21 protein-coding genes are annotated in these 24,530 nt (G+C 72.6%); 16 read left to right on the top strand and 5 right to left on the bottom strand.

What is annotated here, in order from left to right:
• Positions 1-2: 2 nt before the first annotated feature.
• Positions 3-641 (bottom strand): TIGR03085 family metal-binding protein, encoded by a 639-nt coding sequence (locus ABZ479_RS02500; protein WP_500459471.1) that lies wholly within the window; start codon positions 639-641, stop codon positions 3-5.
• A gap of 39 nt (positions 642-680) precedes the next feature.
• The gene (locus tag ABZ479_RS02495) at positions 681-1,466 is read right to left on the bottom strand and encodes a hypothetical protein (RefSeq protein WP_500459470.1); all 786 of its coding nucleotides are present in this window, start codon (positions 1,464-1,466) and stop codon (positions 681-683) included.
• 81 nt (positions 1,467-1,547) lie between these two features.
• Between ABZ479_RS02495 and hisI the strand changes: the two genes are divergently transcribed.
• The 14 genes from hisI (at position 1,548) to ABZ479_RS02425 (ending at position 17,773) form a co-directional block, all read left to right on the top strand.
• A complete protein-coding gene (gene hisI, locus ABZ479_RS02490; RefSeq protein ID WP_499607927.1) occupies positions 1,548-1,895 on the top strand; it encodes a phosphoribosyl-AMP cyclohydrolase in 348 nt (115 codons plus the stop codon).
• Between the two features lie 32 nt (positions 1,896-1,927).
• Positions 1,928-3,448, top strand: a complete 1,521-nt coding sequence (locus ABZ479_RS02485; protein WP_500459469.1) for an anthranilate synthase component I — start codon at positions 1,928-1,930, stop codon at positions 3,446-3,448.
• 58 nt (positions 3,449-3,506) lie between these two features.
• Positions 3,507-4,199: a TIGR02234 family membrane protein gene (locus ABZ479_RS02480; protein ID WP_500459468.1), complete on the top strand. Its 693-nt coding sequence runs from the start codon at positions 3,507-3,509 to the stop codon at positions 4,197-4,199.
• A gap of 123 nt (positions 4,200-4,322) precedes the next feature.
• A complete protein-coding gene (locus ABZ479_RS02475) occupies positions 4,323-4,535 on the top strand; it encodes an HGxxPAAW family protein (protein WP_500459467.1) in 213 nt (70 codons plus the stop codon).
• Between the two features lie 108 nt (positions 4,536-4,643).
• Positions 4,644-5,060 (top strand): DUF2752 domain-containing protein, encoded by a 417-nt coding sequence (locus ABZ479_RS02470; protein WP_500459466.1) that lies wholly within the window; start codon positions 4,644-4,646, stop codon positions 5,058-5,060.
• A gap of 148 nt (positions 5,061-5,208) precedes the next feature.
• Entirely contained in the window at positions 5,209-6,018 is an 810-nt protein-coding gene (gene trpC, locus ABZ479_RS02465; RefSeq protein WP_500459465.1) for an indole-3-glycerol phosphate synthase TrpC, read from the top strand.
• An 8-nt stretch (positions 6,019-6,026) separates the two neighbouring features.
• Positions 6,027-6,164: a tryptophan biosynthesis modulator TrpM gene (trpM, locus tag ABZ479_RS02460; protein WP_375818389.1), complete on the top strand. Its 138-nt coding sequence runs from the start codon at positions 6,027-6,029 to the stop codon at positions 6,162-6,164.
• Between the two features lie 201 nt (positions 6,165-6,365).
• Positions 6,366-7,610: a tryptophan synthase subunit beta gene (trpB, locus tag ABZ479_RS02455; RefSeq protein ID WP_500459464.1), complete on the top strand. Its 1,245-nt coding sequence runs from the start codon at positions 6,366-6,368 to the stop codon at positions 7,608-7,610.
• Complete coding sequence (gene trpA, locus ABZ479_RS02450) at positions 7,607-8,416, top strand: tryptophan synthase subunit alpha (RefSeq protein WP_500459463.1); 810 nt, start codon at positions 7,607-7,609, stop codon at positions 8,414-8,416. Before trpB ends, trpA begins: the two co-directional genes overlap by 4 nt.
• Positions 8,417-8,491: 75 nt before the next feature.
• A complete protein-coding gene (locus ABZ479_RS02445; RefSeq protein WP_499607947.1) occupies positions 8,492-9,394 on the top strand; it encodes a DsbA family protein in 903 nt (300 codons plus the stop codon).
• Positions 9,395-9,470: 76 nt separating this feature from the next.
• Complete coding sequence (gene lgt / locus ABZ479_RS02440; RefSeq protein WP_500459462.1) at positions 9,471-10,499, top strand: prolipoprotein diacylglyceryl transferase; 1,029 nt, start codon at positions 9,471-9,473, stop codon at positions 10,497-10,499.
• Between the two features lie 179 nt (positions 10,500-10,678).
• Entirely contained in the window at positions 10,679-11,452 is a 774-nt protein-coding gene (locus ABZ479_RS02435) for a VIT1/CCC1 transporter family protein (protein ID WP_499607996.1), read from the top strand.
• Positions 11,453-11,727: 275 nt separating this feature from the next.
• Entirely contained in the window at positions 11,728-16,320 is a 4,593-nt protein-coding gene (gene gltB / locus ABZ479_RS02430; RefSeq protein WP_500459731.1) for a glutamate synthase large subunit, read from the top strand.
• Positions 16,313-17,773 (top strand): glutamate synthase subunit beta, encoded by a 1,461-nt coding sequence (locus ABZ479_RS02425; protein WP_500459461.1) that lies wholly within the window; start codon positions 16,313-16,315, stop codon positions 17,771-17,773. Before gltB ends, ABZ479_RS02425 begins: the two co-directional genes overlap by 8 nt.
• A 62-nt stretch (positions 17,774-17,835) precedes the next feature.
• Here the strand turns inward: ABZ479_RS02425 and ABZ479_RS02420 are convergent, their stop codons facing one another.
• Genes ABZ479_RS02420 through ABZ479_RS02410 form a run of 3 tightly spaced genes read right to left on the bottom strand, consistent with a single transcriptional unit; the run spans position 17,836 to position 21,046 of the window.
• Entirely contained in the window at positions 17,836-18,546 is a 711-nt protein-coding gene (locus ABZ479_RS02420; RefSeq protein ID WP_500459460.1) for a calcium-binding protein, read from the bottom strand.
• Positions 18,543-19,745: a non-hydrolyzing UDP-N-acetylglucosamine 2-epimerase gene (gene wecB, locus ABZ479_RS02415; RefSeq protein WP_500459459.1), complete on the bottom strand. Its 1,203-nt coding sequence runs from the start codon at positions 19,743-19,745 to the stop codon at positions 18,543-18,545. The genes ABZ479_RS02420 and wecB overlap by 4 nt, the downstream gene beginning before the upstream one ends.
• A gap of 56 nt (positions 19,746-19,801) precedes the next feature.
• Positions 19,802-21,046 carry a glycosyltransferase family 2 protein gene (locus ABZ479_RS02410; RefSeq protein WP_500459458.1) on the bottom strand — a complete coding sequence of 415 codons (1,245 nt, stop codon included), beginning with the start codon at positions 21,044-21,046 and terminating at the stop codon, positions 19,802-19,804.
• Between the two features lie 527 nt (positions 21,047-21,573).
• On the opposite strand from ABZ479_RS02410, the gene ABZ479_RS02405 reads away from it, so the two are divergent.
• Together ABZ479_RS02405 and ABZ479_RS02400 are read left to right on the top strand one after the other, a co-directional pair.
• Positions 21,574-23,445, top strand: a complete 1,872-nt coding sequence (locus tag ABZ479_RS02405; protein WP_500459457.1) for a DUF2334 domain-containing protein — start codon at positions 21,574-21,576, stop codon at positions 23,443-23,445.
• Complete coding sequence (locus ABZ479_RS02400; protein ID WP_500459456.1) at positions 23,442-24,506, top strand: glycoside hydrolase family 113; 1,065 nt, start codon at positions 23,442-23,444, stop codon at positions 24,504-24,506. The genes ABZ479_RS02405 and ABZ479_RS02400 overlap by 4 nt, the downstream gene beginning before the upstream one ends.
• Positions 24,507-24,530 lie beyond the last annotated feature (24 nt).

Here is a 24,530-nt window from a genome sequence, read left to right as displayed (position 1 = left end):
ACTCAGGCGGTGATGCCGAGCCTGGCGTCGTACAGCCGGGCCACCGCGTCCTTGTCGCCCTCCGTCTCCACCCGGGCGGAGTCCTGGCGGCCGAAGGCGAACAGCAGCAGTTCGCCGGGCTCGCCGGTGACGGTGACCACCGGTGCGCCGCGGTGCGCCACCGCCGTCTGGCCGTCCGGGCGGCGCAGCACCACACCGACCGGGGACTTGCGGCCCAGCAGACGGGCGGAGCGCTCCAGCCGGGACCAGAGCAGGTCGGCGAAGACCGGGTCCAGTTCGCGCGGCGACCAGTCCGGCTGGGCCCGGCGCACGTCCTCGGCGTGGACGTAGAACTCGACGGTGTTGGCCGCCTCGTCGATCTGCTTGAGGCCGAACGGCGACAGCCGCGGCGGCCCGGTGCGGATCAGGCGGATCAGTTCCTGGAAGGGCCGTTCGGCGAACTCCTTGCGCACCCGTTCCGACCGGTCCGCGAGGAAGGGGATGACCAGGCCGGCCGAGGCGTCACCGCGGCGCTCCCGCACCACGACGTGGGCGGCGAGGTCGCGGGTGGTCCAGCCCTCGCAGAGGGTTGGCGCCTCGGGTCCGGCACTCTCCAGCAGGTCGGCGAGGAGCAGACGTTCACGCTGGGCATGAGTCGACATGCCGTCAGCCTACGTCCGGCCCCCGCCGGTGGGCAGCAGCTACGGCAGCGGTTTGGTCAGCTTCTTGCCGTCCGGCTTGTTGCTGAGGGTCAGTGAGCAGGAGATGGTGTCCTTGCCCTGCAACTGGTAGCCCGTGAGCTTCGGGTACAGCGCGTAGTAGAAGTACCCGGGGTTGTCCTTGACGTCCTTCAGGCGCTTGGCGGCGTCCGCCTCGCACAGCTTCAGCACCTTGGCCTTGAGCGCGGCCTCGGTGGCGAAGGTGCCCGTGATGGTCTCGTTGGCGATGACCTCGGCGTCGTGCGGGCCGTTGCAGGAGACCGTGGTGACCTCGGTGACGCCGCTGTCCAGGCCCGGGTCGTCGAAGCACTGGCCGGGGCTGAGCACGACGTACTTGCGGAAGGTCTCCGACGGGTCGGGCTCCGTGGACGTGGTCGCCGTGTCCTGGGTGGTGGGCGTCGAGGCCGTGGGGCTGCTGCTGGTGGACCCGGTGGCGCCCTTGTCGTCCTCGCCGCCGCTGAGCGCGATCGCCAGGCCGCCGATCACGACCGCCACCAGGACGACCGCGCCGATGGCTATCGCCGCCACCTTCGCGCCGCCACCGCTGCGCGGGGGCTGCGGCGGGGGCGGGTAGCCGTAACCGCCGCCCGGCTGCGCGGGGCCGGGGAACTGCGGCTGGTTCTGGTAGGGCGGCAACGGCTGCGGCTGGTACTGCGGCTGCTGCTGGGGCTGGTACTGCGGCGGGCCGAAACCCCCCGGGGGCGGCCCGAAACCGCCGCCCTGTCCTGAGCGCGGGTCGTCGGGCGGCGACGGCGGAGGAAAACTCATGGACGAAGCATGCCCCATACGGGTGAGCGGGGTGAGGCCAGGAGCCGAAGTCGCACCGCCCGGAGCGGGCAGAATGGGGGTATGGAATCCCCGCTCGACCCAGCCGTCGCCGCCCGTCTCAAGCGCACCGCCGACGGCCTCGTGCCCGCCGTCGCGCAGCAGTACGACACGGGCGAGGTCCTCATGCTCGGATGGATGGACGACGAGGCGCTGCACCGCACCCTCACCACCGGCCGCTGCACCTACTGGAGCCGCAGCCGCCGGGAGTACTGGGTCAAGGGCGACACCTCCGGGCACGTCCAGCACGTGAAGTCCGTGGCCCTGGACTGCGACGGCGACACGATCCTGGTCAAGGTCGACCAGGTCGGCGCGGCCTGCCACACCGGCGACCGCACCTGCTTCGACGCCGGTGAACTGCCGCTGACCTGAACCGCCCGCGCCCGGGCACTAGGCTGCGGACCATGACCACGGGCACCGTCACCCCCGACCTCGACACCTTCCGCAAGCTGGCGCAGGACCGCCGTGTCATCCCGGTCAGCAGGAAGCTGCTGGCCGACGGGGACACCCCGGTCGGCCTGTACCGGAAGCTCGCCGCCGAGCGCCCCGGCACCTTCCTGCTGGAGTCCGCGGAGAACGGCCGCTCGTGGTCCCGCTACTCCTTCGTCGGCGTCCGCAGCGCCGCCACCCTGACCGAGCGCGACGGCCAGGCCCACTGGGTGGGCACGCCGCCGGTCGGCGTGCCGGCCGGCGGCGACCCGCTGGAGGCGCTGCGGGCCACGATCGAGGCCCTGCACACCCCGCGCGACCTGCACGACGACGCCGGTCTGCCGCCGTTCACCGGGGGCATGGTCGGCTACCTCGGCTACGACGTCGTACGCCGCCTGGAGCGCATCGGCGACCACGCCCGCGACGACCTGGGGCTGCCCGAACTCACCATGCTGCTCACCTCCGACCTGGCGGTGCTCGACCACTGGGACGGCTCGGTGCTGCTGATCGCCAACGCGATCAACCACAACGACCTCGACACCGGTGTCGACGAGGCGTACGCCGAGGCCGTGCGGCGGATCGACGCGATGACCGCCGACCTGGCCCGCCCGGTGGACTCCGCGCCCGCCGAACTGCCGCCCTCCCGGCTCCCGGAGGAGGTCACCTCGCGCTTCGGCGGCGCCGCCTACCAGGCCGCGGTGGAGACCGCCAAGGAGTACATCCGGGCCGGCGACGCCTTCCAGGTCGTGCCCTCGCAGCGGTTCGAGACGCCGTGCCCGGCGAGCGCCCTCGACGTTTACCGCGTGCTGCGGGCGACCAACCCCTCGCCCTACATGTACCTGCTGCGCTTCGACGGCTTCGACGTCGTCGGCTCCAGCCCCGAGGCGCTGGTGAAGGTCGAGGACGGCCGCGCCATGGTGCACCCCATCGCCGGCACCCGGCCGCGCGGCGCGACGCCCCAGGAGGACCAGGCGCTCGCCGACGAACTGCTCGCCGACCCCAAGGAGCGCGCCGAGCACCTGATGCTGGTCGACCTGGGCCGCAACGACCTCGGAAGGGTCTGCGAGCCGGGCAGCGTCGAGGTCGTCGACTTCATGTCGATCGAGCGGTACAGCCACGTCATGCACATCGTCTCCACCGTCACCGGCAGCCTCGGCGCCGGCCGCACGGCCTTCGACGTCCTCACCGCCTGCTTCCCCGCGGGCACCCTGTCGGGGGCGCCCAAGCCGCGCGCGATGCAGATCATCGACGAACTGGAGCCCACCCGGCGCGGCCTGTACGGGGGCGCCGTGGGCTACCTGGACTTCGCCGGGGACTCCGACACCGCCATCGCCATCCGTACCGCGGTGCTGCGCGACGGGACCGCGTACGTGCAGGCCGGCGCGGGCGTCGTCGCCGACTCCGACCCGGTCGGCGAGGACACCGAGTGCCGGAACAAGGCCGCCGCGGTGCTCCGCGCCGTCGGCACGGCCAACCGGATGCGCTCCGGGGCGTGACCGCCGCCGGCCGGGCCCCGCGTGCCGGGGCGGTGCGGCGACGGGGGATAGTGGTCGGGTGAGCAGCTCCGTACCGCAGCCCGGCACCGCCGCGTCCGGCACCGTCGCAGAACCGGCCCCCGAGAGCGCCGCCGGACCGGCCGCCCGCCGGTCCGGGGGCCGCGGCAGCCTCGTCCTGGCCCTCGCGAGCGGTGTGCTCGGCGCCGCCGTCGTGCTGCTGGCCTCGGGCAAGACGTGGCAGGAGGGCAATGCCCCGTTCGCCGACGGCGGGGTGCCGGTCACGGTCTCCGGTCACCAGGTCACCGGGGTGCCGGGGGCGCTCGCGCTGGTGGGCCTCGCCGCCCTCGTGGCGGTCTTCGCCGTACGCGGAGCGGCCCGGCTGCTCGTCGCCGGGCTGCTGGCGCTGTGCGGGGCCGGGGCCGTCGCGGCGGCGCTGCTCGCGCTCGGCGACACCACGGCCCTCGACGCGGCCGCGGCGACCGCCAGCGGCCTGTCCCGCACCGCCGTCTCCGGCTCCTCCACCAGCGCGTGGCCCGGGGTGTCCGCGGCGGGCGGCGTGCTCCTGCTGCTCGCCGGCACCGTCGCCCTGCTCCGCGCGCGGACCTGGCCCGGCATGTCGAACCGGTACGACCGCGACACCCCGAAGGCGGCGCGTCCCGCCCGCCCCTCCGCACCGGCCGCCGGCGAGGAGCGCCCCGAGGACCTGTGGAAGGCGCTGGACCGCGGCGAGGACCCCACCGACGCGTCCTGACGCGCCGGGCCACCCCCCGCGCGCGGAGCGTGAGCGCAACGGGGGACAATGGCGCGTGACCCGCGCCGTCGCGCGGGCGGACGAACTGACGACCCTTTCTCGAAGAACGACTTGGGAGCACTCATGGCGGGCAACAGCCACGGACACACCCCTGCCGCCTGGACCGGCGTGACCATCGCCTTCATCGGCTTCTGCGTCGCGGCTGCCTTCGTCGTCCTGGCGGAGCCGATCGGCATGTTCGCCGGCCTGGCGGTCGCCGCCCTGGGCGGTGTGGTCGGTCTCGGCATGCGCGCCGCGGGCCTCGGCAAGGCGATGCCGGAGAAGCAGCGCGGCTGACCCGCGCAACGGCCCCCGGGCCGCCGCCGGCACCTCCGCCGGCGGCGGCTCCGTGCTTTCCGGCCACCCCGGCTGTTCCGGGCGGGCCCGGCGCGGGACAATCACCGGGTGACCGAGACTGCTGCCAGGCCGAAGCCGAGTGCCCTCGCCGCCCCGCTGGGCGTCCTCGGCGGAGTCGCCGCCGCCTTCGCGTACGTCGGCACCTTCGACCCGAACGTGACCGGCCACTACCCGGTCTGCCCCCTGCTGCAGTACACGGGCGAGTACTGCCCCGGCTGCGGCGGTCTGCGCAGCGCGTACGCGGTCGTGCACGGTGACTTCGGCGCGGCGATCGGCCTCAACGCCCTGGCCGTGGCGGGCTACGTGGCCTTCGCCGTGATCTGGACGGTCTGGTTCACCCGGACGCTGCGCGGCAGGCCCTTCACGCTCGCGCCGCGGGCCGTGCACTGGTGGGCGATCGCGGGCGTGGTGGCGCTCTTCACCGTCGTCAGGAACCTTCCGTTCGGGGCGGCCCTGGCGCCCTGACCTGCGTCGACGGGGTGTCCGGCCGGTCTCCGGCGTGGGCCCCCGATCCGCCGGATGCAGGTCCACCGTCCCCCGGCGGTTACCATCGCAGTGCCGGTGGAACATCTCACTGGCTTGATCGTTTCGCTTTCGGAAGGGGTCCTCTCGCGTGAGTGTGCTCGACGAGATCATCGACGGAGTCCGCGAGGACCTCGCCGAGCGGCAGGCCCGGGTCTCCCTCGACGAGCTCAAGGAGCGGGCCGCGAAGGCGCGCGACGCCAAGGACGGCGTGGCGGCCCTGCGGGGGGACAGCGTCAAGGTCATCTGCGAGGTCAAGCGGTCCAGCCCCTCCAAGGGAGCCCTCGCCGCCATCGCCGACCCCGCGGGCCTCGCCGCGGACTACGAGGCGGGCGGCGCCGCGGTCATCTCCGTCCTCACCGAGCAGCGCCGCTTCGGCGGCTCGCTGGCCGACCTCGAGGCCGTCCGGGGCAAGGTCGACATCCCCGTGCTCCGCAAGGACTTCATCGTCACCGCCTACCAGCTCTGGGAGGCCCGCGCCTACGGCGCCGACCTGGCGCTGCTGATCGTCGCGGCGCTGGAGCAGGACGCCCTCGTCTCCCTCATCGAGCGGGCCGAGTCCATCGGGCTGACCCCGCTGGTCGAGGTGCACGACGAGGAGGAGGTCGAGCGGGCCGTCGACGCGGGCGCCCGCATCATCGGCGTCAACGCGCGCAACCTCAAGACCCTCGAGGTCGACCGCGGCACCTTCGCCCGCGTCGCCCCGGAGATCCCGGACCACATCGTCAAGGTGGCCGAGTCCGGTGTCCGCGGCCCGCACGACCTGATCGCCTACGCCAACGACGGCGCCGACGCCGTCCTGGTGGGCGAGTCCCTGGTCACCGGCCGCGACCCCAAGGCGGCCGTCGCCGACCTCGTCGCCGCCGGCGCGCACCCCGCGCTGCGCCACGGACGCGGCTGACCGGCACCATGACCTCGTACGCGCGACTGGCCCGGGGCTGCCGTCCCCGTGGCTGCCGCGCGCCCGCGCGGCGCGTCCTCGGTCGCCGCGTGCGCTACCACATCGGCTGCGAGCCGGGTCAGATCAACGGGCGCCGATGGCGCTGACGGCGGCGCCGTCCTCCTGAAGACCGGGGCACGGGGTGTGCCCACCGGCGTCCCGCCGGCGAGCGCCCCGTCGTGCTCCCCGGCCGTGGACGCGCGCCCATGCCGCCGGCGGCGCCCACGTGCCGCCGGCGCCGTAACGTGACCATTGGTACGCGAACCCCTGGGGGCTGCCGACGCGCCCCCGAAGGAGCCGAGAACGTCATGTCCGAAGACTTCTTCATCCCCGACCCCGAGGGCCGGGTGCCCAGCGCCGAGGGCTACTTCGGCCGGTTCGGCGGCAAGTTCATCCCGGAGGCGCTGGTCGCCGCCGTGGACGAGGTCGCCGTCGAGTACGACAAGGCGAAGTCCGACCCCGCCTTCGCCGCGGAGCTGAACGACCTGCTGGTGCACTACACCGGCCGCCCCAGCCCGCTCACCGAGGTGCCGCGCTTCGCGGAACACGCCGGCGGGGCACGGGTCTTCCTCAAGCGGGAGGACCTCAACCACACCGGCTCGCACAAGATCAACAACGTGCTGGGCCAGGCGCTGCTCACCAAGCGCATGGGCAAGACCCGGGTCATCGCCGAGACCGGAGCCGGCCAGCACGGCGTGGCGACGGCCACCGCCTGCGCCATGTTCGGCCTGGAGTGCACCGTCTACATGGGCGAGGTCGACACCGAGCGCCAGGCGCTCAACGTGGCCCGCATGCGCATGCTCGGCGCCGAGGTCATCCCCGTGAAGTCGGGCAGCCGGACCCTGAAGGACGCCATCAACGAGGCGTTCCGCGACTGGGTCGCCAACGTGGACCGCACCCACTACCTGTTCGGCACGGTCGCCGGCCCGCACCCCTTCCCGGCGATGGTGCGCGACTTCCACCGCGTCATCGGCGTCGAGGCGCGCCGCCAGGTCCTGGAGCGCGCGGGCCGGCTGCCGGACGTGGTCGCCGCGTGCGTGGGCGGCGGGTCCAACGCGATCGGCCTGTTCCACGCCTTCATCCCGGACGAGGGGGTGCGCCTGCTGGGCCTGGAGGCGGCCGGTCACGGCGTGGACTCCGGCGAGCACGCGGCGACCCTGACCGTCGGCGAACCCGGCATCCTGCACGGCTCGCGCAGCTACGTCCTGCAGGACGACGAGGGCCAGATCACCGAGCCGTACTCGATCTCGGCCGGCCTGGACTACCCCGGCATCGGCCCCGAGCACGCCTACCTCAAGGAGACCGGTCGCGCCGAGTACCGTCCGGTCACCGACGACGAGGCGATGCAGGCGCTGCGCCTGCTGTCCCGCACCGAGGGCATCATCCCGGCCATCGAGAGCGCGCACGCCCTCGCGGGAGCGCTGCGGGTGGGCCGGGAGATCGGCGAGGAGGGCCTGGTCCTGGTCAACCTCTCCGGCCGCGGCGACAAGGACATGGACACGGCCGCCCGCTACTTCGGGCTGTACGACGAGGCTGAAGGAGCACAGCGGTGAGCGGGCGGATCGAGCTGCTGGACCGGACCCTGGCCGACGCCAGGGCCGAGGGGCGCGCGGCCCTGGTCGCCTACCTCCCGGCGGGCTTCCCCACCGTCGAGGGCGGCATCGAGGCGGCGAAGGCCGCCCTGGAGGGCGGCGCCGACGTCGTCGAGATCGGCCTGCCGCACAGCGACCCCGTGCTGGACGGCCCGGTCATCCAGACCGCGGACGACATCGCGCTGCGCGGCGGCGTACGGATCAAGGACGTGCTGCGCACGGTGCGCGAGGCGCACGCCGTGACCGGGAAGCCGATCCTGGTCATGACCTACTGGAACCCCGTCGACCGCTACGGCGCCGAGCGCTTCGCGGCCGAGCTGGCCGAGGCCGGCGGCGCGGGCTGCATCCTGCCGGACCTGCCGGTGGAGGAGTCCGAGGTGTGGCGGAAGGCCGCCGAGCAGCACGGCCTGGCCACCGTGTTCGTGGTCGCCCCCAGCAGCCGGGACGAGCGGCTGGCGAAGATCACGGCGGCGGGCTCCGGGTTCGTCTACGCGGCCTCGCTGATGGGCGTCACCGGTACCCGCGAGAGCGTCGGCGCGGAGGCGGCGGACCTGGTGCGCCGCACCCGGGCCACCACCGAACTGCCGGTCTGCGTGGGGCTGGGCGTCTCCGACGCCACGCAGGCGGCCGAGGTGGCGGGCTTCGCGGACGGGGTGATCGTCGGCTCGGCGTTCGTCAAGCGGCTGCTGGACGCCCCGGACCTGGAGCAGGGCCTCGCCGGCGTCCGCGAGCTCGCGGCGGACCTCGCCAGGGGCGTCCGCAGGTGACGCCGGCTCACTCGTAAGGGCGAAACACGGGCCGGGGGTACGCGCGAGCGTGCCCCCGGTTCGTTGTGCCTGGGTGTGAGCGAGAAGAACCGTGAAGGAAAGCGCAGCGCCCGGGACCGGATGCAGGAGCAGCGCGCACAGGACGAGCGCCGGCAGAAGCGCAAGAGGACGCTGGTCGTCGCGGGCTCCGTGATCGGGGTCCTGGCCGTCGGCGCGGTCATCGGGGTCGTGGTGTCCAACAGCGGCGGCGGCGGTGGTTCCGCCGCCCCGGCCGTCACCCCGGTGGGGGCGACCGGCAAGGACAGGCTGGCCCTGCCCAACGGCGCGAGCGACGCGCCGTCCACCCTCACCGTGTACGAGGACTTCCGCTGTCCGGCCTGCGCGGCGTACGAGAACGAGCTCCGCGACACCATCCACGGCCTCCAGGACCAGGGCCAGCTCAAGGTCGAGTACCACCTCGTCCGCCTGATCGACGGGAACCTGGGCGGCAGCGGCTCGCTCAACGCCGCCAACGCCGCGGCCTGCGCCCAGGACGAGGGCAAGTTCCGCGCCTACCACGACGTCCTGTACCAGAACCAGCCGCAGGAGAACGACGACCGCTTCGCCGACAAGAACCACCTGCTGGAGCTGGCGGGCAAGGTGCCGGGGCTGAAGAACTCCGCCTTCACCACCTGCGTGAAGGACGGCACCTACGACGACTGGGTGAACGCCAACAACGCGGCCTTCAGCACCGCCGGGTTCAACTCCACGCCCACCATCCTGCTCAACGGCGGCGAGAACCTGCTCGCGAAGGGCCAGCCCAACCTGACCGCGGACCGGCTCAAGCAGCTGGTCACCGAGGCCAACAAGGGCAAGAAGCCCGGCACCGAGACCCAGGGGGCCACTCCGCCCGGCGCGTCCGCGACCCCGGGTGCGTCAGGTCCGCGGGGCGCTTCGACGCCCGCGGAGGGCTCTCCCACGGCCGCGCAGAGCGGCTGAGGCTGCCGCCCGTTATCCAGCCGTTGCCGGGCGGGTGCCCGCCGCACCCGCCCGGCACGGTAGCGTCGGCAGTGCCATGGAACTCATCGCATTCATCCCCAGCCCGTCGCGCGGGGTCATCCACCTCGGCCCCATCCCTCTGCGCGGCTATGCCTTCTGCATCATCATCGGTGTCTTCGTGGCCGTGTGGCTCGGCGGCAGGCGATGGGCCGCCCGCGGCGGACTGAAGACCACGGTCGCGGACATCGCCGTCTGGGCGGTGCCGTTCGGCCTGGTCGGCGGTCGCCTCTACCACGTGATCACCAGTTACGAGCTCTACTTCGGCGAGGGCAAGAACTGGGTCGACGCGTTCAAGATCTGGGAGGGCGGCCTCGGCATCTGGGGCGCGATCGCCCTGGGTGCCCTCGGCGCCTGGATCGCCTGCCGGCGCCGGGGCATCTCGCTGCCCGCGTACGCCGACGCCGTGGCGCCCGGCATCGCCTTCGCCCAGGCCATCGGCCGCTGGGGCAACTGGTTCAACCAGGAGCTGTACGGGCGGCCCACCGACGTGCCCTGGGCGCTGAAGATCGACAGCGCGCACCGGCCGGCGGACACCCTGGACGTCGCGACGTACCACCCGACCTTCCTCTACGAGTCGCTGTGGTGCGTCGGTGTGGCGCTGCTGGTCATCTGGGCCGACCGGCGCTTCAAGCTCGGCCACGGCCGCGCCTTCGCGCTCTACGTCGCGGCGTACACCGTCGGGCGCTTCTGGATCGAGTACCTGCGCGTCGACGACGCCCACCACGTCCTGGGCCTGCGGCTCAACGACTGGACGTCGATCCTGGTCTTCCTCGCCGCGGTGGCCTACTTCGTGGTCTCGGCGAGGCTGCGGCCGGGCCGTGAGGAGATCGTCGAGCCGGCGGCCGCCGCCGCCGTGGCCGAGACCTCCGGCGAGGACAAGGACGCCGGTGCCGAGGCCGCCGGTGCCGAGGCCGCCGGTACCAAGGACCCCGAGACCGAAGACGCGGACGCCGGTGCCACGGAGCCCGGCGCGGACCGGGGGGACGAGGAGGACGGCGCCGCCGTCCCCGTGGACGCCGAGGCCAAGCCCGCCAAGAACCTCTGACGCCTACGTCGCGCGCCCGCGGCCGCCGTCCACCATCCGGTGACGGCGGCCGCGGCGCGTTTTCGCAGGTAGGGCAGGCTTTCCTTGCTGGAAACGCAGGGAATTCGCGCGTACGGTCGAGGTGTTCGAGGGAGGGACGCGGGGACCAGCGCCCCGGGGGAAGGAGCACCGTGACCACCATGCCGTCAGCCGCGGAACGCAGCGCAACGGGCACGGCCCCCGAGCGGGCACCGGGGCAGGACGAGCAGGCCACGCCCTACCACGTGGCGCACCACACCCACCGCGACGTGAGCGGCGGCTGGCTGCGCCCGGCCGTGTTCGGCGCGATGGACGGTCTGGTGTCGAACCTGGCGCTGATGACGGGTGTCGCCGGCGGCAACGTGGCCCCCTCCACCGTCGTGATCACCGGATTGGCGGGTCTCGCCGCGGGCGCCTTCTCGATGGCCGCGGGCGAGTACACCTCGGTCGCCTCCCAGCGGGAGCTGGTCCAGGCGGAGCTGGACGTCGAGCGGCTGGAACTGCGCCGCAACCCCAAGGACGAGATGCGCGAACTGGCCGCGCTGTACGTCGCCCGGGGCGTCGAGCCGGAGCTGGCCGAGGAGGTGGCCCGGCAGATGTCCAGGGACCCTGAGCAGGCCCTGGAGATCCACGCCCGCGAGGAGCTGGGCGTCGACCCCACCGACCTGCCGTCGCCGCTGGTCGCGGCCGGTTCCTCGTTCCTGTCCTTCGGCATCGGCGCCCTGCTGCCGGTGCTCCCCTACCTGTTCGGCGCAACGGTGGTCTGGCCCGCCGTGATCGTCGCGCTGGTCGGTCTCTTCCTGTGCGGGGCGGCTGTGGCGCGTGTGACGGCGCGCAGCTGGTGGTTCAGCGGACTTCGGCAGCTCGTCTTGGGCGGAGCCGCCGCCGGGGTTACCTTCGTTCTGGGCGCGCTGTTCGGCACCGCCGTCGGCTGAGCCGGGTGACGGCCACAAGCCACGTGTTACCCGCTCGTTTCAGCGCGACCGGCACAGGGCATCAGTCTGTGGCGCCGTGGGCAGAGTCGCCTGCGTCTCACGTGAGCGATGCTGGCCCAAAACTGCCTGCTCGTAGCGCTGCTTAGTCCACATGATGGAACTGGCTATCCACTTTTCGGCCATCCGGCCATCATGTAACCTGCACGAAATCGCAGAGGGCCAACGTCGTCCCTAGTGCGCATGTCATATGCCAGATGACGACGACGGGAGAGCCGATGCGTTCCGCGTCCACGCACCCCCAGGCCGCCGGCGGCTCCGGTTCCGGCCGGTCCCACATGGACGGCCGTCCCGCCGCCCAGGGGATGTACGACCCCCGCAACGAGCACGACGCCTGTGGCGTCGGCTTCGTGGCCACCCTCACCGGTGAGGCTGACCACGCGCTCGTGGAGCAGGCCCTGACCGTGCTGCGCAACCTGGAGCACCGCGGGGCCACCGGCTCCGAGCCGGACTCCGGCGACGGCGCCGGCATCCTGATGCAGGTCCCGGACGCGTTCCTGAGGGCGGTAGCCGGATTCGAGCTGCCCGCCGCCGGCCACTATGCGGTCGGCACGGCCTTCCTGCCCGTCGAGGACGAGGACCGCCGCAAGGCCGTCGAGTCCATCGAGCGGCTGGCCGCCGAGGAGGGCCTCGCCGTCCTCGGCTGGCGCGAGGTGCCGACCGACCCCGCGAGCCTGGGCGCCACCGCCCGCTCGACGATGCCGCACTTCGCCCAGCTCTTCGTGGCGGATGCCCAGGGCGCCGGGAGGGCCGGGACCGCCCTCGACCGCCCGGCCTTCGTGCTCCGCAAGCGCGCCGAGCGCGAGGCGGACGTCTACTTCCCGTCGCTGTCGGCCCGCACGCTGGTCTACAAGGGCATGCTGACCACCGGCCAGCTGGAGCCCTTCTTCCCGGACCTGTCCGACGAGCGCATCGCCACCGCGATCGCCCTGGTGCACTCGCGTTTCTCCACCAACACCTTCCCCAGCTGGCCGCTGGCGCACCCGTACCGCTTCGTCGCCCACAACGGTGAGATCAACACCGTCAAGGGCAACCGCAACTGGATGCGCGCCCGCGAGTCGCAGCTCGCCTCGGGCCTCTTCGACGGGGACCTGGAGCGGATCTTCCCGGTCTGCACCCCGGACGCCTCCGACACGGCGACCTTCGACGAGGTGCTGGAGCTGCTCCACCTCGGCGGCCGCTCGCTGCCGCACAGCGTGCTGATGATGATCCCCGAGGCGTGGGAGAACCACGACTCCATGGACCCGGCCCGGCGGGCCTTCTACCAGTACCACTCCACGCTGATGGAGCCCTGGGACGGCCCGGCCTGCGTCACCTTCACCGACGGTTCGGTCGTCGGCGCCGTCCTCGACCGCAACGGCCTGCGCCCCGGCCGCTACTGGGTCACCGACGACGGCCTGGTCGTACTCGCCTCCGAGTCCGGCGTGCTGCACGACATCGCCCCGGACCGGGTGGTCCGCAAGGGCCGGCTGCAGCCCGGGAAGATGTTCCTGGTCGACACGGTCGGGCACCGGATCATCGAGGACGACGAGATCAAGGCGCAGCTCGCCGCGGAGCACCCCTACGCGGAGTGGCTGGACGCCGGCCTGATCCACCTCAACGACCTGCCCGAGCGCGAGCACATCGTGCACACCCACGCCTCGGTCACCCGCCGCCAGCAGACCTTCGGCTACACCGAGGAGGAGCTGCGGATCATCCTGGCGCCGATGGCCAAGACCGGCGGCGAGCCGCTGGGCTCCATGGGCACCGACTCCCCGATCGCGGCGCTCTCCGAGCGGCCCCGGCTGCTCTTCGACTACTTCACGCAGCTGTTCGCGCAGGTCACCAACCCGCCGCTGGACGCCATCCGCGAGGAGCTGGTCACCTCGCTGATCAGCGCCGTCGGCCCGTCCGGCAACCTGCTGGAGCCCTCCCCGGCCTCCTGCCGCACCATCACCCTGCCGTTCCCGGTGATCGACAACGACGAGCTGGCCAAGCTCATCCACATCAACGCCGACGGCGACCTGCCGGGCCTCAAGGCCGCGACCCTGTCGGGTCTGTACCGGGTCTCCGGCGGCGGGGAGGCGCTGGCCGCGCGGCTCACCGAGATCTGCGCCGAGGCGGACGCCGCCATCGAGGACGGCGCCCGGCTGATCGTGCTCTCCGACCGGCACTCGGACGCCGAGCACGCGCCGATCCCGTCGCTGCTGCTCACCTCGGCCGTCCACCACCACCTGATCCGCACCAAGCAGCGCACCCAGGTGGGGCTGCTGGTCGAGGCCGGCGACGTCCGCGAGGTGCACCACGTCGCGCTGCTCATCGGCTACGGCGCCGCAGCGGTCAACCCGTACCTGGCGATGGAGTCGGTCGAGGACCTGCTGCGCGCGGGCACCTTCATCTCGGGCGTCGAGCCCGAGGCGGCCATCAGGAACCTGATCAAGGCGCTGGGCAAGGGCGTGCTGAAGGTGATGTCCAAGATGGGCATCTCCACCGTCGCCTCCTACCGCGGCGCCCAGGTCTTCGAGGCGATCGGCCTGGACACCGACTTCGTCGACACCTACTTCCACGGCACCACCACCAAGATCGGCGGCGCCGGTCTCGACGTGGTCGCCAAGGAGGTCGCCGCCCGGCACGCCAAGGCCTACCCCGCCTCCGGGATCGCCCCGGCGCACCGCCGACTGGAGATCGGCGGCGAGTACCAGTGGCGCCGCGAGGGCGAGCCGCACCTGTTCGACCCGGAGACGGTCTTCCGGCTGCAGCACGCCACCCGCTCGCGCCGCTACGACATCTTCAAGCAGTACACGGACCGGGTGAACGAGCAGTCCGAGCGCCTGATGACGTTGCGCGGCCTGTTCCGGCTCAGGGACGGTGAGCGCGCGCCCATCGCGGTCGACGAGGTCGAGCCGGTCTCCGAGATCGTCAAGCGCTTCTCCACCGGGGCCATGTCCTACGGCTCCATCTCGCGCGAGGCGCACGAGACGCTGGCCATCGCCATGAACCAGCTGGGCGGCAAGTCCAACACCGGCGAGGGCGGCGAGGACCCGGACCGCCTGTACGACCCGGCGCGCCGTTCCGCGATCAAGCAGGTGGCCTCCGGCCGCTTCGGCGTGACCTCGGAGTACCTGGTCAACGCGGACGACATCCAGATCAAGATGGCCCAGGGCGCCAAGCCCGGCGAGGGCGGTCAGCTGCCCGGCCACAAGGTCTACCCGTGGGTGGCCAGGACCCGGCACAGCACCCCCGGCGTCGGTCTGATCTCGCCCCCGCCGCACCACGACATCTACTCCATCGAGGACCTGGCGCAGCTCATCCACGACCTGAAGAACGCCAACCCGGCCGCCCGCATCCACGTGAAGCTGGTCTCCGAGGTCGGCGTCGGCACGGTCGCGGCGGGTGTCTCCAAGGCCCACGCGGACGTCGTGCTGATCTCCGGCCACGACGGCGGCACCGGCGCCTCCCCGCTGACCTCGCTCAAGCACGCGGGCGGCCCCTGGGAGCTGGGCCTGGCCGAGACCCAGCAGACGCTGCTGCTCAACGGCCTGCGCGACCGCATCGTGGTGCAGACCGACGGCCAGCTCAAGACCGGCCGCGACGTCGTCATCGCCGCCCTGCTGGGCGCCGAGGAGTTCGGCTTCGCGACCGCGCCGCTGGTGGTCTCCGGCTGCGTGATGATGCGGGTGTGCCACCTGGACACCTGTCCGGTCGGCATCGCCACCCAGAACCCGGTGCTGCGCGACCGCTTCTCCGGCAAGGCCGAGTACGTGGTGAACTTCTTCGAGTTCATCGCGCAGGAGGTCCGCGAGCTCCTCGCCGAACTGGGCTTCCGCTCGCTGGAGGAGGCCGTCGGGCACGCCGAGCTGATCGACACCACCGCGGCGGTCGACCACTGGAAGGCGCAGGGCCTGGACCTGGCCCCGCTCTTCCACGTGCCCGAGCTGCCCGAGGGCGCGGCCATGCACCGCACCACCGACCAGGACCACGGCCTGGCGAAGGCGCTCGACAACGAGCTGATCGCGCTCGCCAAGGACGCCCTCGACAACGGCGACCCGGTCCGCGCCCAGATCGCCGTCCGCAACGTCAACCGCACGGTCGGCACCATGCTCGGCCACGAGGTGACGAAGAAGTACGGCGGCGCGGGCCTGCCCGACGACACCGTCGACATCACCCTCACCGGTTCCGCGGGCCAGTCCTTCGGTGCCTTCCTCCCCAAGGGCATCACGCTCCGCCTGGAGGGCGACGCCAACGACTACGTCGGCAAGGGCCTGTCCGGCGGCCGGGTGATCATCCGTCCGGACCGGGGCGCCGACCACCTGGCCGAGTACTCGACCATCGCCGGCAACACCATCGCCTACGGCGCCACCGGCGGCGAGCTCTTCCTGCGCGGCACCACCGGCGAGCGCTTCTGCGTCCGCAACTCCGGCGCCACGGTGGTGTCCGAGGGCGTGGGCGACCACGGCTGCGAGTACATGACCGGCGGCCGGGCGCTCGTGCTCGGCCCGACGGGACGCAACTTCGCGGCCGGCATGTCCGGCGGCATCGCGTACGTCCTCGACCTCGACCCGGACAACGTCAACACCGGCATGGTCGACGTCGAGGAACTGGACGCCGACGACATCAAGTGGCTGCACGACGTGGTGCGCCGCCACCAGGAGGAGACCGGCTCCACCGTCGCCGAGCGGCTGCTCGGCGACTGGGGCCGCACCCTCACCCGCTTCGGCAAGGTCATGCCGCGGGACTACAAGGCAGTGCTCGCCGCCAAGAACGCCGCCGAGCAAGCCGGGCTCTCCGAGTCCGAGACCGTCGCGAAGATGATGGAGGCGGCAAATGGCTGACCCGAAGGGCTTCCTCACCACGCCCCGCGAGACCGCTCCGACCCGCCCGGTCGAGCAGCGCAAGCAGGACTGGAACGAGGTCTACGTTCCCGGCGGCCTGCTGCCGATCATCTCCAAGCAGGCCGGACGCTGCATGGACTGCGGCATCCCCTTCTGCCACAACGGCTGTCCGCTGGGGAACCTGATCCCCGAGTGGAACGACTACGCCTACCGCGAGGACTGGAAGGCCGCCAGCGAGCGCCTGCACGCGACCAACAACTTCCCGGAGTTCACCGGCCGCCTCTGCCCGGCCCCCTGCGAGTCCGCCTGCGTGCTCGGCATCAACCAGCCGGCGGTGACCATCAAGAACGTCGAGGTCACCATCATCGACAGGGCGTGGGACAGCGGGGACGTCACCCCGCAGCCCCCGGACCGGCTCTCCGGCAAGACCGTCGCCGTCATCGGCTCCGGCCCGGCGGGCCTCGCCGCCGCGCAGCAGCTGACCCGGGCCGGCCACACGGTCGCGGTGTACGAGCGGGCCGACCGCATCGGCGGTCTGCTGCGCTACGGCATCCCCGAGTTCAAGATGGAGAAGCGGCACATCAACCGCCGCATCGAGCAGATGCGCGCGGAGGGCACCAAGTTCCGCACCGGTGTGGAGATCGGCCGCGACATGGACGGGGCCAAGCTGCGCAAGCGCTACGACGCCGTGGTCATCGCCGCCGGTGCCACCCAGTGGCGCGACCTGCCCGTCGAGGGACGTGAACTCGGCGGCGTCCACCAGGCCATGGAGTACCTGCCGCTCGCCAACAAGGTGCAGGAGGGCGACTACGTCACCCCGCCGGTGTCCGCCGAGGGCAAGCACGTCGTCGTCATCGGCGGTGGCGACACCGGCGCCGACTGCGTCGGCACCGCGCACCGCCAGGGCGCCCGCTCGGTCACCCAGCTGGAGATCATGCCGCGGCCGACGGACGACCGCCCGGCGCACCAGCCCTGGCCGACCATGCCGATGACGTACAAGGTCACCTCCGCCCACGAGGAGGGCGGCGAGCGGGTCTACGCCGTCAACACCATGCGGTTCGAGGGCGACGAGGACGGCAACGTCAAGGCGCTGCACCTGGTCGAGGTCGCATTCCAGGACGGGAAGTTCGTGCCGCAGCCCGGCACCGAGAAGGTCATCCCGGCCGAACTGGTCACCCTCGCCATGGGCTTCACCGGCACCGACCAGGGCAACGGCCTGGTCGGGCAGCTCGGTCTGGAGCTCGACGCCCGCGGCAACATCGCCCGCGACAAGGACTTCGCCACCAACGTGGACGGGGTCTTCGTCGCCGGTGACAGCGGCCGCGGCCAGTCGCTGATCGTGTGGGCCATCGCCGAGGGCCGTTCCGCGGCCCGCGCGGTGGACCACTACCTCACCGGCGCGAGCACCCTGCCGGCCCCGATCCGTCCCACGGATCGCCCGCTGACGGTCTGACCCCCCGTCACGCCTGAGACGTCCCGTACAAGGGCGTACGGAACGGAACGCGGCGCCTGCCCTCACCCGACCGGGGGCAGGCGCCGCACTGCCATGTCGCGGAACTCCACCCGGGCGTCCTCGGTGTAGGCGCCCACGGCGCCGCGGGTGTAGGGGCGTTCGGCGTCCGTGAACGAGGTCAGGAAGCGCCCGTCGACCGTGATCGTGAGCGCGGGACCGCGCTGCTCCACCTCGATCCGGTACCCGTGCCCGGTGGGGAACGGCGTCGGGCCGGTGGCCAGGAAGCGCTGGCCGCCCCCGTACGCCGGGTCGCGCTTGCCCAGCTCCCAGCCGTTGGGCTTGAGGGCGACGTAGTAGAAGTGCTCCGGATCGCGGTACGCCCAGACCAGCCACGGCACCTCCCACGGGTTGGGGCGCGGGGTCCGCAGCTGACGGAGTGTCCGGGTGCGTGCCGCGTACACCAGGTCCCCGTACTCCGCGGTGGAGACCACCAGACCCGCGTGGGTGACGTCCGGCCGGTCCGCCGGGCCCGGGGTGAGCAGCAGCGACGTGGCGTCCCCGCGGTTGTCGCCGTAGCCGTCGTACACCGACAGCCAGGGCCCGTGCACCGTGCCGTCGCTCCAGCCCGGCCCGGCGCTCCCGCGCCCCTGGCAGGCGTACACCGCGACGCCCACCACCAGCAGCAGCGCGAGCACCAGTCCGGCGGACCGCGGGCCCCTCCGCCGCGGGGGACGGAGGGGCCCGGAGGCGGAGGACCTCAGGGCGGTGGTCATGCCGCGGGGGAGGGCTCCGGGGCGCGGGGCGGCGGGACCGCGGAGGAGAGCGCGGTCGGCACGTCCTCCCCGAAGTCCTCGGCCAGCTGGGCGAGGACGCGTTCGGCCGCCCGTCCGTCGCCGAAGGGATTGCCCGCGGTCGCCATCCGGTGGTACTCGGCGGGGTCGTCCAGCAGCCGGCCCGCGGCCGTCAGGATCGCCTCGGGGTCGGTGCCGATCAGCCGGGCCGCGCCCGCCTCCACGGCCTCCGGCCGCTCGGTCGTCGTACGCAGCACCAACGCGGGCTTGCCCAGGCTCGGGGCCTCCTCCTGGATGCCGCCGGAGTCGGTGAGGACGAGCTCGCAGTCGGCGAGGGTGGCCGCGAAGTCGGGGTAGCCCAGCGGCTCGACGACGTGGACGGCGTGGTGGCCGGTCAGCTCGGGCAGCAGCGCGTCCCGTACGGCCGGGCTCTTGTGCAGCGGCAGCAGGATCTCCACGTCCCCGCGCTGGCCGAGCCGGCGCAGCGCGCGGCCCATGGCGCGCATCCGCTCGCCCTGGTTCTCCCGGCGGTGCAGGGTGAGCAGCACCCGGCGGCGGCCGGTGCCGGGGAAGGCGCTGCGGCCGACGCCCTCGCCGAGCACCCACAGCAGGTTGTCGATGACCGTGTTGCCGGTGGTGAACACCTGCGTGTCGGGGGTGCCTTCGGCGAGCAGGTGGGCGGCGGCCCGCGGGGTCGGGGCGAAGTGCCAGCGGGCCATCCGGCCGATCAGCCGGCGGTTGAGCTCCTCGGGGAAGGGGTTGTCGAGGATCCCGGTGCGCAGCCCCGCCTCGACGTGGGCGACCGGGACCCGCTCGTAGAAGGCGGCCAGCGCACCGGCCAGCGCGGTGGTGGTGTCGCCCTGGACGATCACCAGGTCCGGACGGTCGTTCCTGATGACCTCGCCGAGCCCCTCGACGAGACGGGCCGTCAGCTCCGAGAGCTGCTGGCGCTCGCGCATCACGTCGAGTCCGGCCTTGGCCGGCACCTGCAGCAGGTCCAGCATCTGGTGGAGCATCTCGCGGTGCTGCCCGGTGGTGACCACGATCGGCTCGAAATGCCGCGAGGCCGCCATGGCGCGGGCCACCGGGGCCAGTTTGATCACCTCGGGCCGGGTGCCGAGGACGAGCATCGCCCGGATGGTTCCCGGCACTTCGGGCAGTTCGACTGGGTAAGCGGACATGGTTCCCCCCTGGGACGGTGGTGCAGATGATCGGCTGGAGCAGGAGTACGGGGCCGTCAGGTGCGCGCGGTCTTCAGCCAGGTGCGCTTGCCGGTGAGCATCCGCCACAGGCCCCACCAGCCGGCGGCGAACCAGATGTAGCCGTAGAGGATGAAGGCGTGCGCCACCAGGACGGAGCGCACCAGCCCGAGCGTGCGCTCGCGCTTGGCGTAGACGAAGCCGTAGACGTAGGCCGCGGTGAAGGAGAGCAGGTACGGGCCGAGCAGCCACGTCGGCGAGACCAGCGGCCGGCCCTCCTGGAACGAGGCGGCGACGGTGCCGGCCACGGCGATCAGGAAGGAGAGCGGCAGCAGCGAGGTCAGCAGGATCAGCACCGGGCTGGACAGGTGGTAGAGCAGGTCCAGGGCCGGGCGGGTGGCCACCTCGCGCAGGATCAGCGGCACCAGGTTCGCGGACTGGAGGTGGCCCTGGAACCAGCGGGAGCGCTGCCGCACCAGCCGCCGTACGTCGAGGACGGCCTGCTGGGAGACGGCGGCGGTGGTGCAGTACTGGTTGCGCCAGCCGCGGGCGATCAGCCGGACCCCGAGGTCGAGGTCCTCGGTCAGGCTGTCGCTCCAGGGGCCCTCGCCGCCGAGGGTGTCGAGCGCGGACAGCCGCATGAACTGCCCGTTGCCGCCCATGCCGACGCTGCCCAGGAAGCGCCGGGCGCTCTGGAAGACGTCGCCGTAGACGACGAACTCCATGTCCTGCAGCCGGGCCAGCAGGCCCAGGTGCCGGTTGTACATGCGGACGCCGATCTGGACGGCGCCGGTGGCCGGGTCGTCGAAGTACGGGTCGACGGCCTGGAGGGTGTGCGGGTCGAGCCGGCCGTCGGCGTCGACGACGCAGATGACGACGTCCTCGGGGGAGCGGTGGCCGAGCAGCCCGGCGGCCCGCAGGTGGCGCACGCCCGCGTTGAGCGCCGCGCCCTTGCCGCGCCGGGCGTCGGGGAGGCGGCGCTGGTAGAGCCGGACCCGGGAGCTGTCGGCGGCCCTGGCGACCTCGGCCGTACGGTCGTCGGAGCCGTCGTCGACGACCAGCGCCACGAAGCTGTCCGCGGGCAGCGAGGTGATCCGGGCCAGGCTCTCGGCGAGGACCTTCTCCTCGTTGAGGCAGGCGAGCAGGAAGACGTAGAAGCGCTGCCGCCCCGGCCGGCGGACCCGGCGGATGTGCCGCCGGGAGAGCAGGAACAGCGTGGTGTTGTAGGTCCCGGCCAGCACGATCAGCGCGGTCGCGGCCCACAACGCGAACTGGCCGGTCATGACCCGCCCCCGGAGGGGCGGCCGGCCGCCGCCGCGCGGGCCGAGGGCCGGCGGAGCCAGAGTCTCGCCGCTATCAGACCGAATGCGATCAAGCAATACAGCAGGAAGCCCATTCCTGCCGCTATTTGTAAACCCCTGGCGAACGGAATGCCAGGAACAGACCTCGAAGCCGTGGCCATACCGGCCAGCGGCAGCATTGTGCCCAGTGCGGGCCTTCCGTACATGAGTGAGTCCCCCCAATGTGTTCCGGTGCGAAAGGCGGCCCGGAACTCCAGGGCAGGAAGTTAGCAGATACTTTTTGATGATCATTGGCCTCCAGGTGAAGCCTGAGGTGGCAGGCCGGGCGCGTGGTGCATCGCCCCAGCTCCCGGGCGTGCGCCGAAAGAGAAATTCACCCTTCCGAGGGCTTTGGTTTCCGCGACTGAATGGATAATCGAACGAGAAGCGAATCCGATGATCGGGTTGACAGCGGGCATTGCCGCTCTGAACAATCGGCGGCCTGTTCCGTAGGTGCAATGGGGGGAAACATGCAATCCCGCATCGGGAGGTCCGGGAAGTCCCGGGTCTCCGTCATCGTCATGCTCATCGCGGCCCTGCTCGGGGCCGCATTCCTGTCCGCCCCGGCGGGCGGCGCCGCGGGGCGCGGCCCGGCCGGCAAGGGGGACCACCGCCACCACGGCGGACTCCCGGGCGGCCGCGCCGGCCTGGGGAAGGTGGACTTCACCGGCTGGGCCAAGGCCCAGCGCGCCGCCGACCGCGACCGGCGCGCCAAGGGCCCGCTCCGCGGCGGCATCCGGCCGCCACGTGCCGACCGCGACCTGACCGGCGCGCGCGCCCCGCTGGCCGCCAGGCCCTCGCGGACCGCGGCGGCAGCCGACGCGGGCACCACCGCACTCGTCCTGTACGACACCGCCGGCCCCTACGGGCACCTCGGCGAGCTCTACGCCATGGCCACCGCCAACCTCGCCGGCCACTTCGGGACCGTGACCGCCAAGCCCGTCGCGCAGTACACCGCGGGCATGGTCGACCAGTACACGGCCACCTTCTACATCGGCTCCACCTACTACGGCGGGAGCGTCCCCGACGCCGTCCCCGCCGCCTTCTACCAGGACGTGGTCACCACCACGCGCCCGGTGACCTGGCTCGCCGACAACATCTGGTCGCTGGCCAACGCGACGGGCGTCACCCAGTTCCAGGACAAGTACGGCTGGGACCCCACCGCGTCGTACTTCGAGGCGAACGGCAGCGTCGGCACCGTCACACAGGTGACGTACAAGGACCAGACCCTCACCCGGAAGGTCCCGGCCGGCCAGGACGGCGGCGTGCTGCGGCCCGCCGTCATGTCGGGGCCCGGCTACCCGGCGGTGACGCAGCTGGCCACCGCCCGCGACACCAGCACCGGCACCGACTTCCCGTGGGCGGTGCGGTCGGGCAACCTCACCTACGTCGGTGAGATCCCCTTCGCCTACGTCTCCGAGAGCGACCGCGTCATCGCCTTCGAGGACCTGCTCTTCGACTCCCTCGCCCCCGGCACCGCCGAGCGGCACCGGGCCATGATGCGGCTGGAGGACATCAGCCCCAACTCCGACCCCGCCGAACTGCGGGCCATCGCCGACTACCTCGCCGCGGAGCAGATCCCGTACGGCATCAACGTCATCCCCGTCTACACCGACCCCAACGGCACCTACAACAACGGGCAGCCGGAGACCGTCACCCTGGCGCAGCGCCCGCAGCTGGTCTCCACCCTGAAGTACATGCTCCAGCACGGCGCCGTCCTGATGAACCACGGCTACACCCACCAGCACGGGAACACCGCGAACCCCTACAACGGCGTCACCGGCGACGACTTCGAGTTCTACCGGGCCCACGTCGACGCCTCCGACAACGTGGTCTACGACGGCCCCGTCACCGGCGACTCCGCGCTGTGGGCGCAGACCCGGGTCACCCTGGGCCTGGCCCAGTTCGCCCTCGCCGGCCTGCCGGTGCCCAGACTGTGGACCACCCCGCACTACGCGGCCTCCGCCACCGACTACAAGGTCTTCGCCCAGAACTACACCGCGCGCCTGGAGCGTTCGCTGTACTTCGCCGGCACCCTCGGCGGCGGCACGACGGACCCCAACCGCTTCATCGGGCAGTTCTTCCCGTACGTCGTCAAGGACGTGTACGGCACCAAGGTGCTGCCCGAGAACATCGGCAACTACGAGCCCGAGGCCTACAACAACCACCCGGCACGACTGCCGGCCGACCTGATCGCCTCGGCCAAGGCGAACCTCGCCGTCCGCGACGGCTTCGCCAGCTTCTTCTACCACCCCTACTACCCGGTCCAGCCGCTCAAGGAGACGGTCGAGGGCATCCGCGCCCTGGGCTACACCTTCGTCAGCCCCGCGACCGCCGGATGACCCTGCTCGGGAGGACCGCCGCCGCGACCGTCGCGGCGGCGGTCCTCGCCCTGACCGCCGGCTGCACCACCGTCGGCGCCCGGCCCGCGGACCGCCCCGACGACCGGCCGCACCAGGGCCCCGGGACCGGCGCGGGCGACCGGGTCCGCGGCATCGCGCTGCCCTCCTGGGCGGCGGAGGACTACGACAGCCCCGCCGCCGGGCGCTACCTGCGCGGCATCGCCGACACCGGCGCGCGGTGGGTGTCCTTCACCCCCACCTGGTACCAGTCCGGGGTCCACGACTCCGCGATGCGCACCACCGGGGAGACCGCGAGCGACACGAGCCTGCGGCGGATCGTCCGGCAGGCCCACGCCGCCGGGTTGAAGGTGCTGCTCAAGCCGCACGTCGACCTCACCGGCGGCGGCGACCGCGCGGGCATCACCCCGGCCGACCCCGACGCCTGGTTCGCCGCCTACACCCGCTTCATCGGCCACTACGCGGAACTGGCGGGCGCACTCGGCGTCGAGCAGTTCGCCGTCGGCACCGAACTGGCAGGCACCTCACGGGACGGCGCGCGCTGGCGGGCGGTGATCCGTGCCGTACGGGAGCGCTACGACGGCCCGCTGGTCTACGCCGCCAACTACGACGAGTACGCACACGTCCCCTTCTGGGGCGCCCTCGACCTGATCGGCGTCGACGCCTACTGGCCGCTGGCCGACCGCCCCACCACCGACGCCGGCCGGCTGCGCGCCGCCTGGCGGCCCGTCATCGGCGAGCTCTCCGCCTACTCCGCCCGGCACCACCGCCGCGTGCTGTTCACCGAGGCGGGCTACGTCAGCCAGCGCGGGACGACCACGGCGCCGTACTCGTGGACCGTCAGCCGGCAGCCGGGGGAGGCCGAACAGGCCGCCGCCTACCAGGCGCTGCTCTCGGCGCTGGACGGCGAGCGCTGGTGGGCGGGGGTGTGCTGGTGGATGTGGGACGACTGGCCGGACAGCGGGGAGACCCCGGCCCGCCTCGCGTACAGCCCGCACGGAAAAGCCGCGGAGGAGGTACTGCGCCGCTGGTGGCGCACATGAGCGTGACAATCCGGGCGAAACGCT

It is taken from the genome of Streptomyces sp. NPDC005722 (assembly GCF_040630935.1).
Classification (GTDB): domain Bacteria; phylum Actinomycetota; class Actinomycetes; order Streptomycetales; family Streptomycetaceae; genus Actinacidiphila.
The sequence above is the reverse complement of the archived record's forward strand: the minus strand, read 5'-3'. Positions and strand labels throughout refer to the sequence as shown.

What these genes read in the sequence shown, in the direction of transcription:
- ABZ479_RS02500 (WP_500459471.1), bottom strand. Translation starts at nt 641, where the DNA reads ATGTCGACTCATGCCCAGCGTGAACGTCTGCTCCTCGCCGACCTGCTG.
- ABZ479_RS02495 (WP_500459470.1), bottom strand. Translation starts at nt 1,466, where the DNA reads ATGAGTTTTCCTCCGCCGTCGCCGCCCGACGACCCGCGCTCAGGACAG.
- hisI (WP_499607927.1), top strand. Translation starts at nt 1,548, where the DNA reads ATGGAATCCCCGCTCGACCCAGCCGTCGCCGCCCGTCTCAAGCGCACC.
- ABZ479_RS02485 (WP_500459469.1), top strand. Translation starts at nt 1,928, where the DNA reads ATGACCACGGGCACCGTCACCCCCGACCTCGACACCTTCCGCAAGCTG.
- ABZ479_RS02475 (WP_500459467.1), top strand. Translation starts at nt 4,323, where the DNA reads ATGGCGGGCAACAGCCACGGACACACCCCTGCCGCCTGGACCGGCGTG.
- trpM (WP_375818389.1), top strand. Translation starts at nt 6,027, where the DNA reads ATGACCTCGTACGCGCGACTGGCCCGGGGCTGCCGTCCCCGTGGCTGC.
- trpB (WP_500459464.1), top strand. Translation starts at nt 6,366, where the DNA reads ATGTCCGAAGACTTCTTCATCCCCGACCCCGAGGGCCGGGTGCCCAGC.
- lgt (WP_500459462.1), top strand. Translation starts at nt 9,471, where the DNA reads ATGGAACTCATCGCATTCATCCCCAGCCCGTCGCGCGGGGTCATCCAC.
- ABZ479_RS02435 (WP_499607996.1), top strand. Translation starts at nt 10,679, where the DNA reads ATGCCGTCAGCCGCGGAACGCAGCGCAACGGGCACGGCCCCCGAGCGG.
- gltB (WP_500459731.1), top strand. Translation starts at nt 11,728, where the DNA reads ATGCGTTCCGCGTCCACGCACCCCCAGGCCGCCGGCGGCTCCGGTTCC.
- ABZ479_RS02425 (WP_500459461.1), top strand. Translation starts at nt 16,313, where the DNA reads ATGGCTGACCCGAAGGGCTTCCTCACCACGCCCCGCGAGACCGCTCCG.
- ABZ479_RS02420 (WP_500459460.1), bottom strand. Translation starts at nt 18,546, where the DNA reads ATGACCACCGCCCTGAGGTCCTCCGCCTCCGGGCCCCTCCGTCCCCCG.
- wecB (WP_500459459.1), bottom strand. Translation starts at nt 19,745, where the DNA reads ATGTCCGCTTACCCAGTCGAACTGCCCGAAGTGCCGGGAACCATCCGG.
- ABZ479_RS02410 (WP_500459458.1), bottom strand. Translation starts at nt 21,046, where the DNA reads ATGACCGGCCAGTTCGCGTTGTGGGCCGCGACCGCGCTGATCGTGCTG.
- ABZ479_RS02405 (WP_500459457.1), top strand. Translation starts at nt 21,574, where the DNA reads ATGCAATCCCGCATCGGGAGGTCCGGGAAGTCCCGGGTCTCCGTCATC.
- ABZ479_RS02400 (WP_500459456.1), top strand. Translation starts at nt 23,442, where the DNA reads ATGACCCTGCTCGGGAGGACCGCCGCCGCGACCGTCGCGGCGGCGGTC.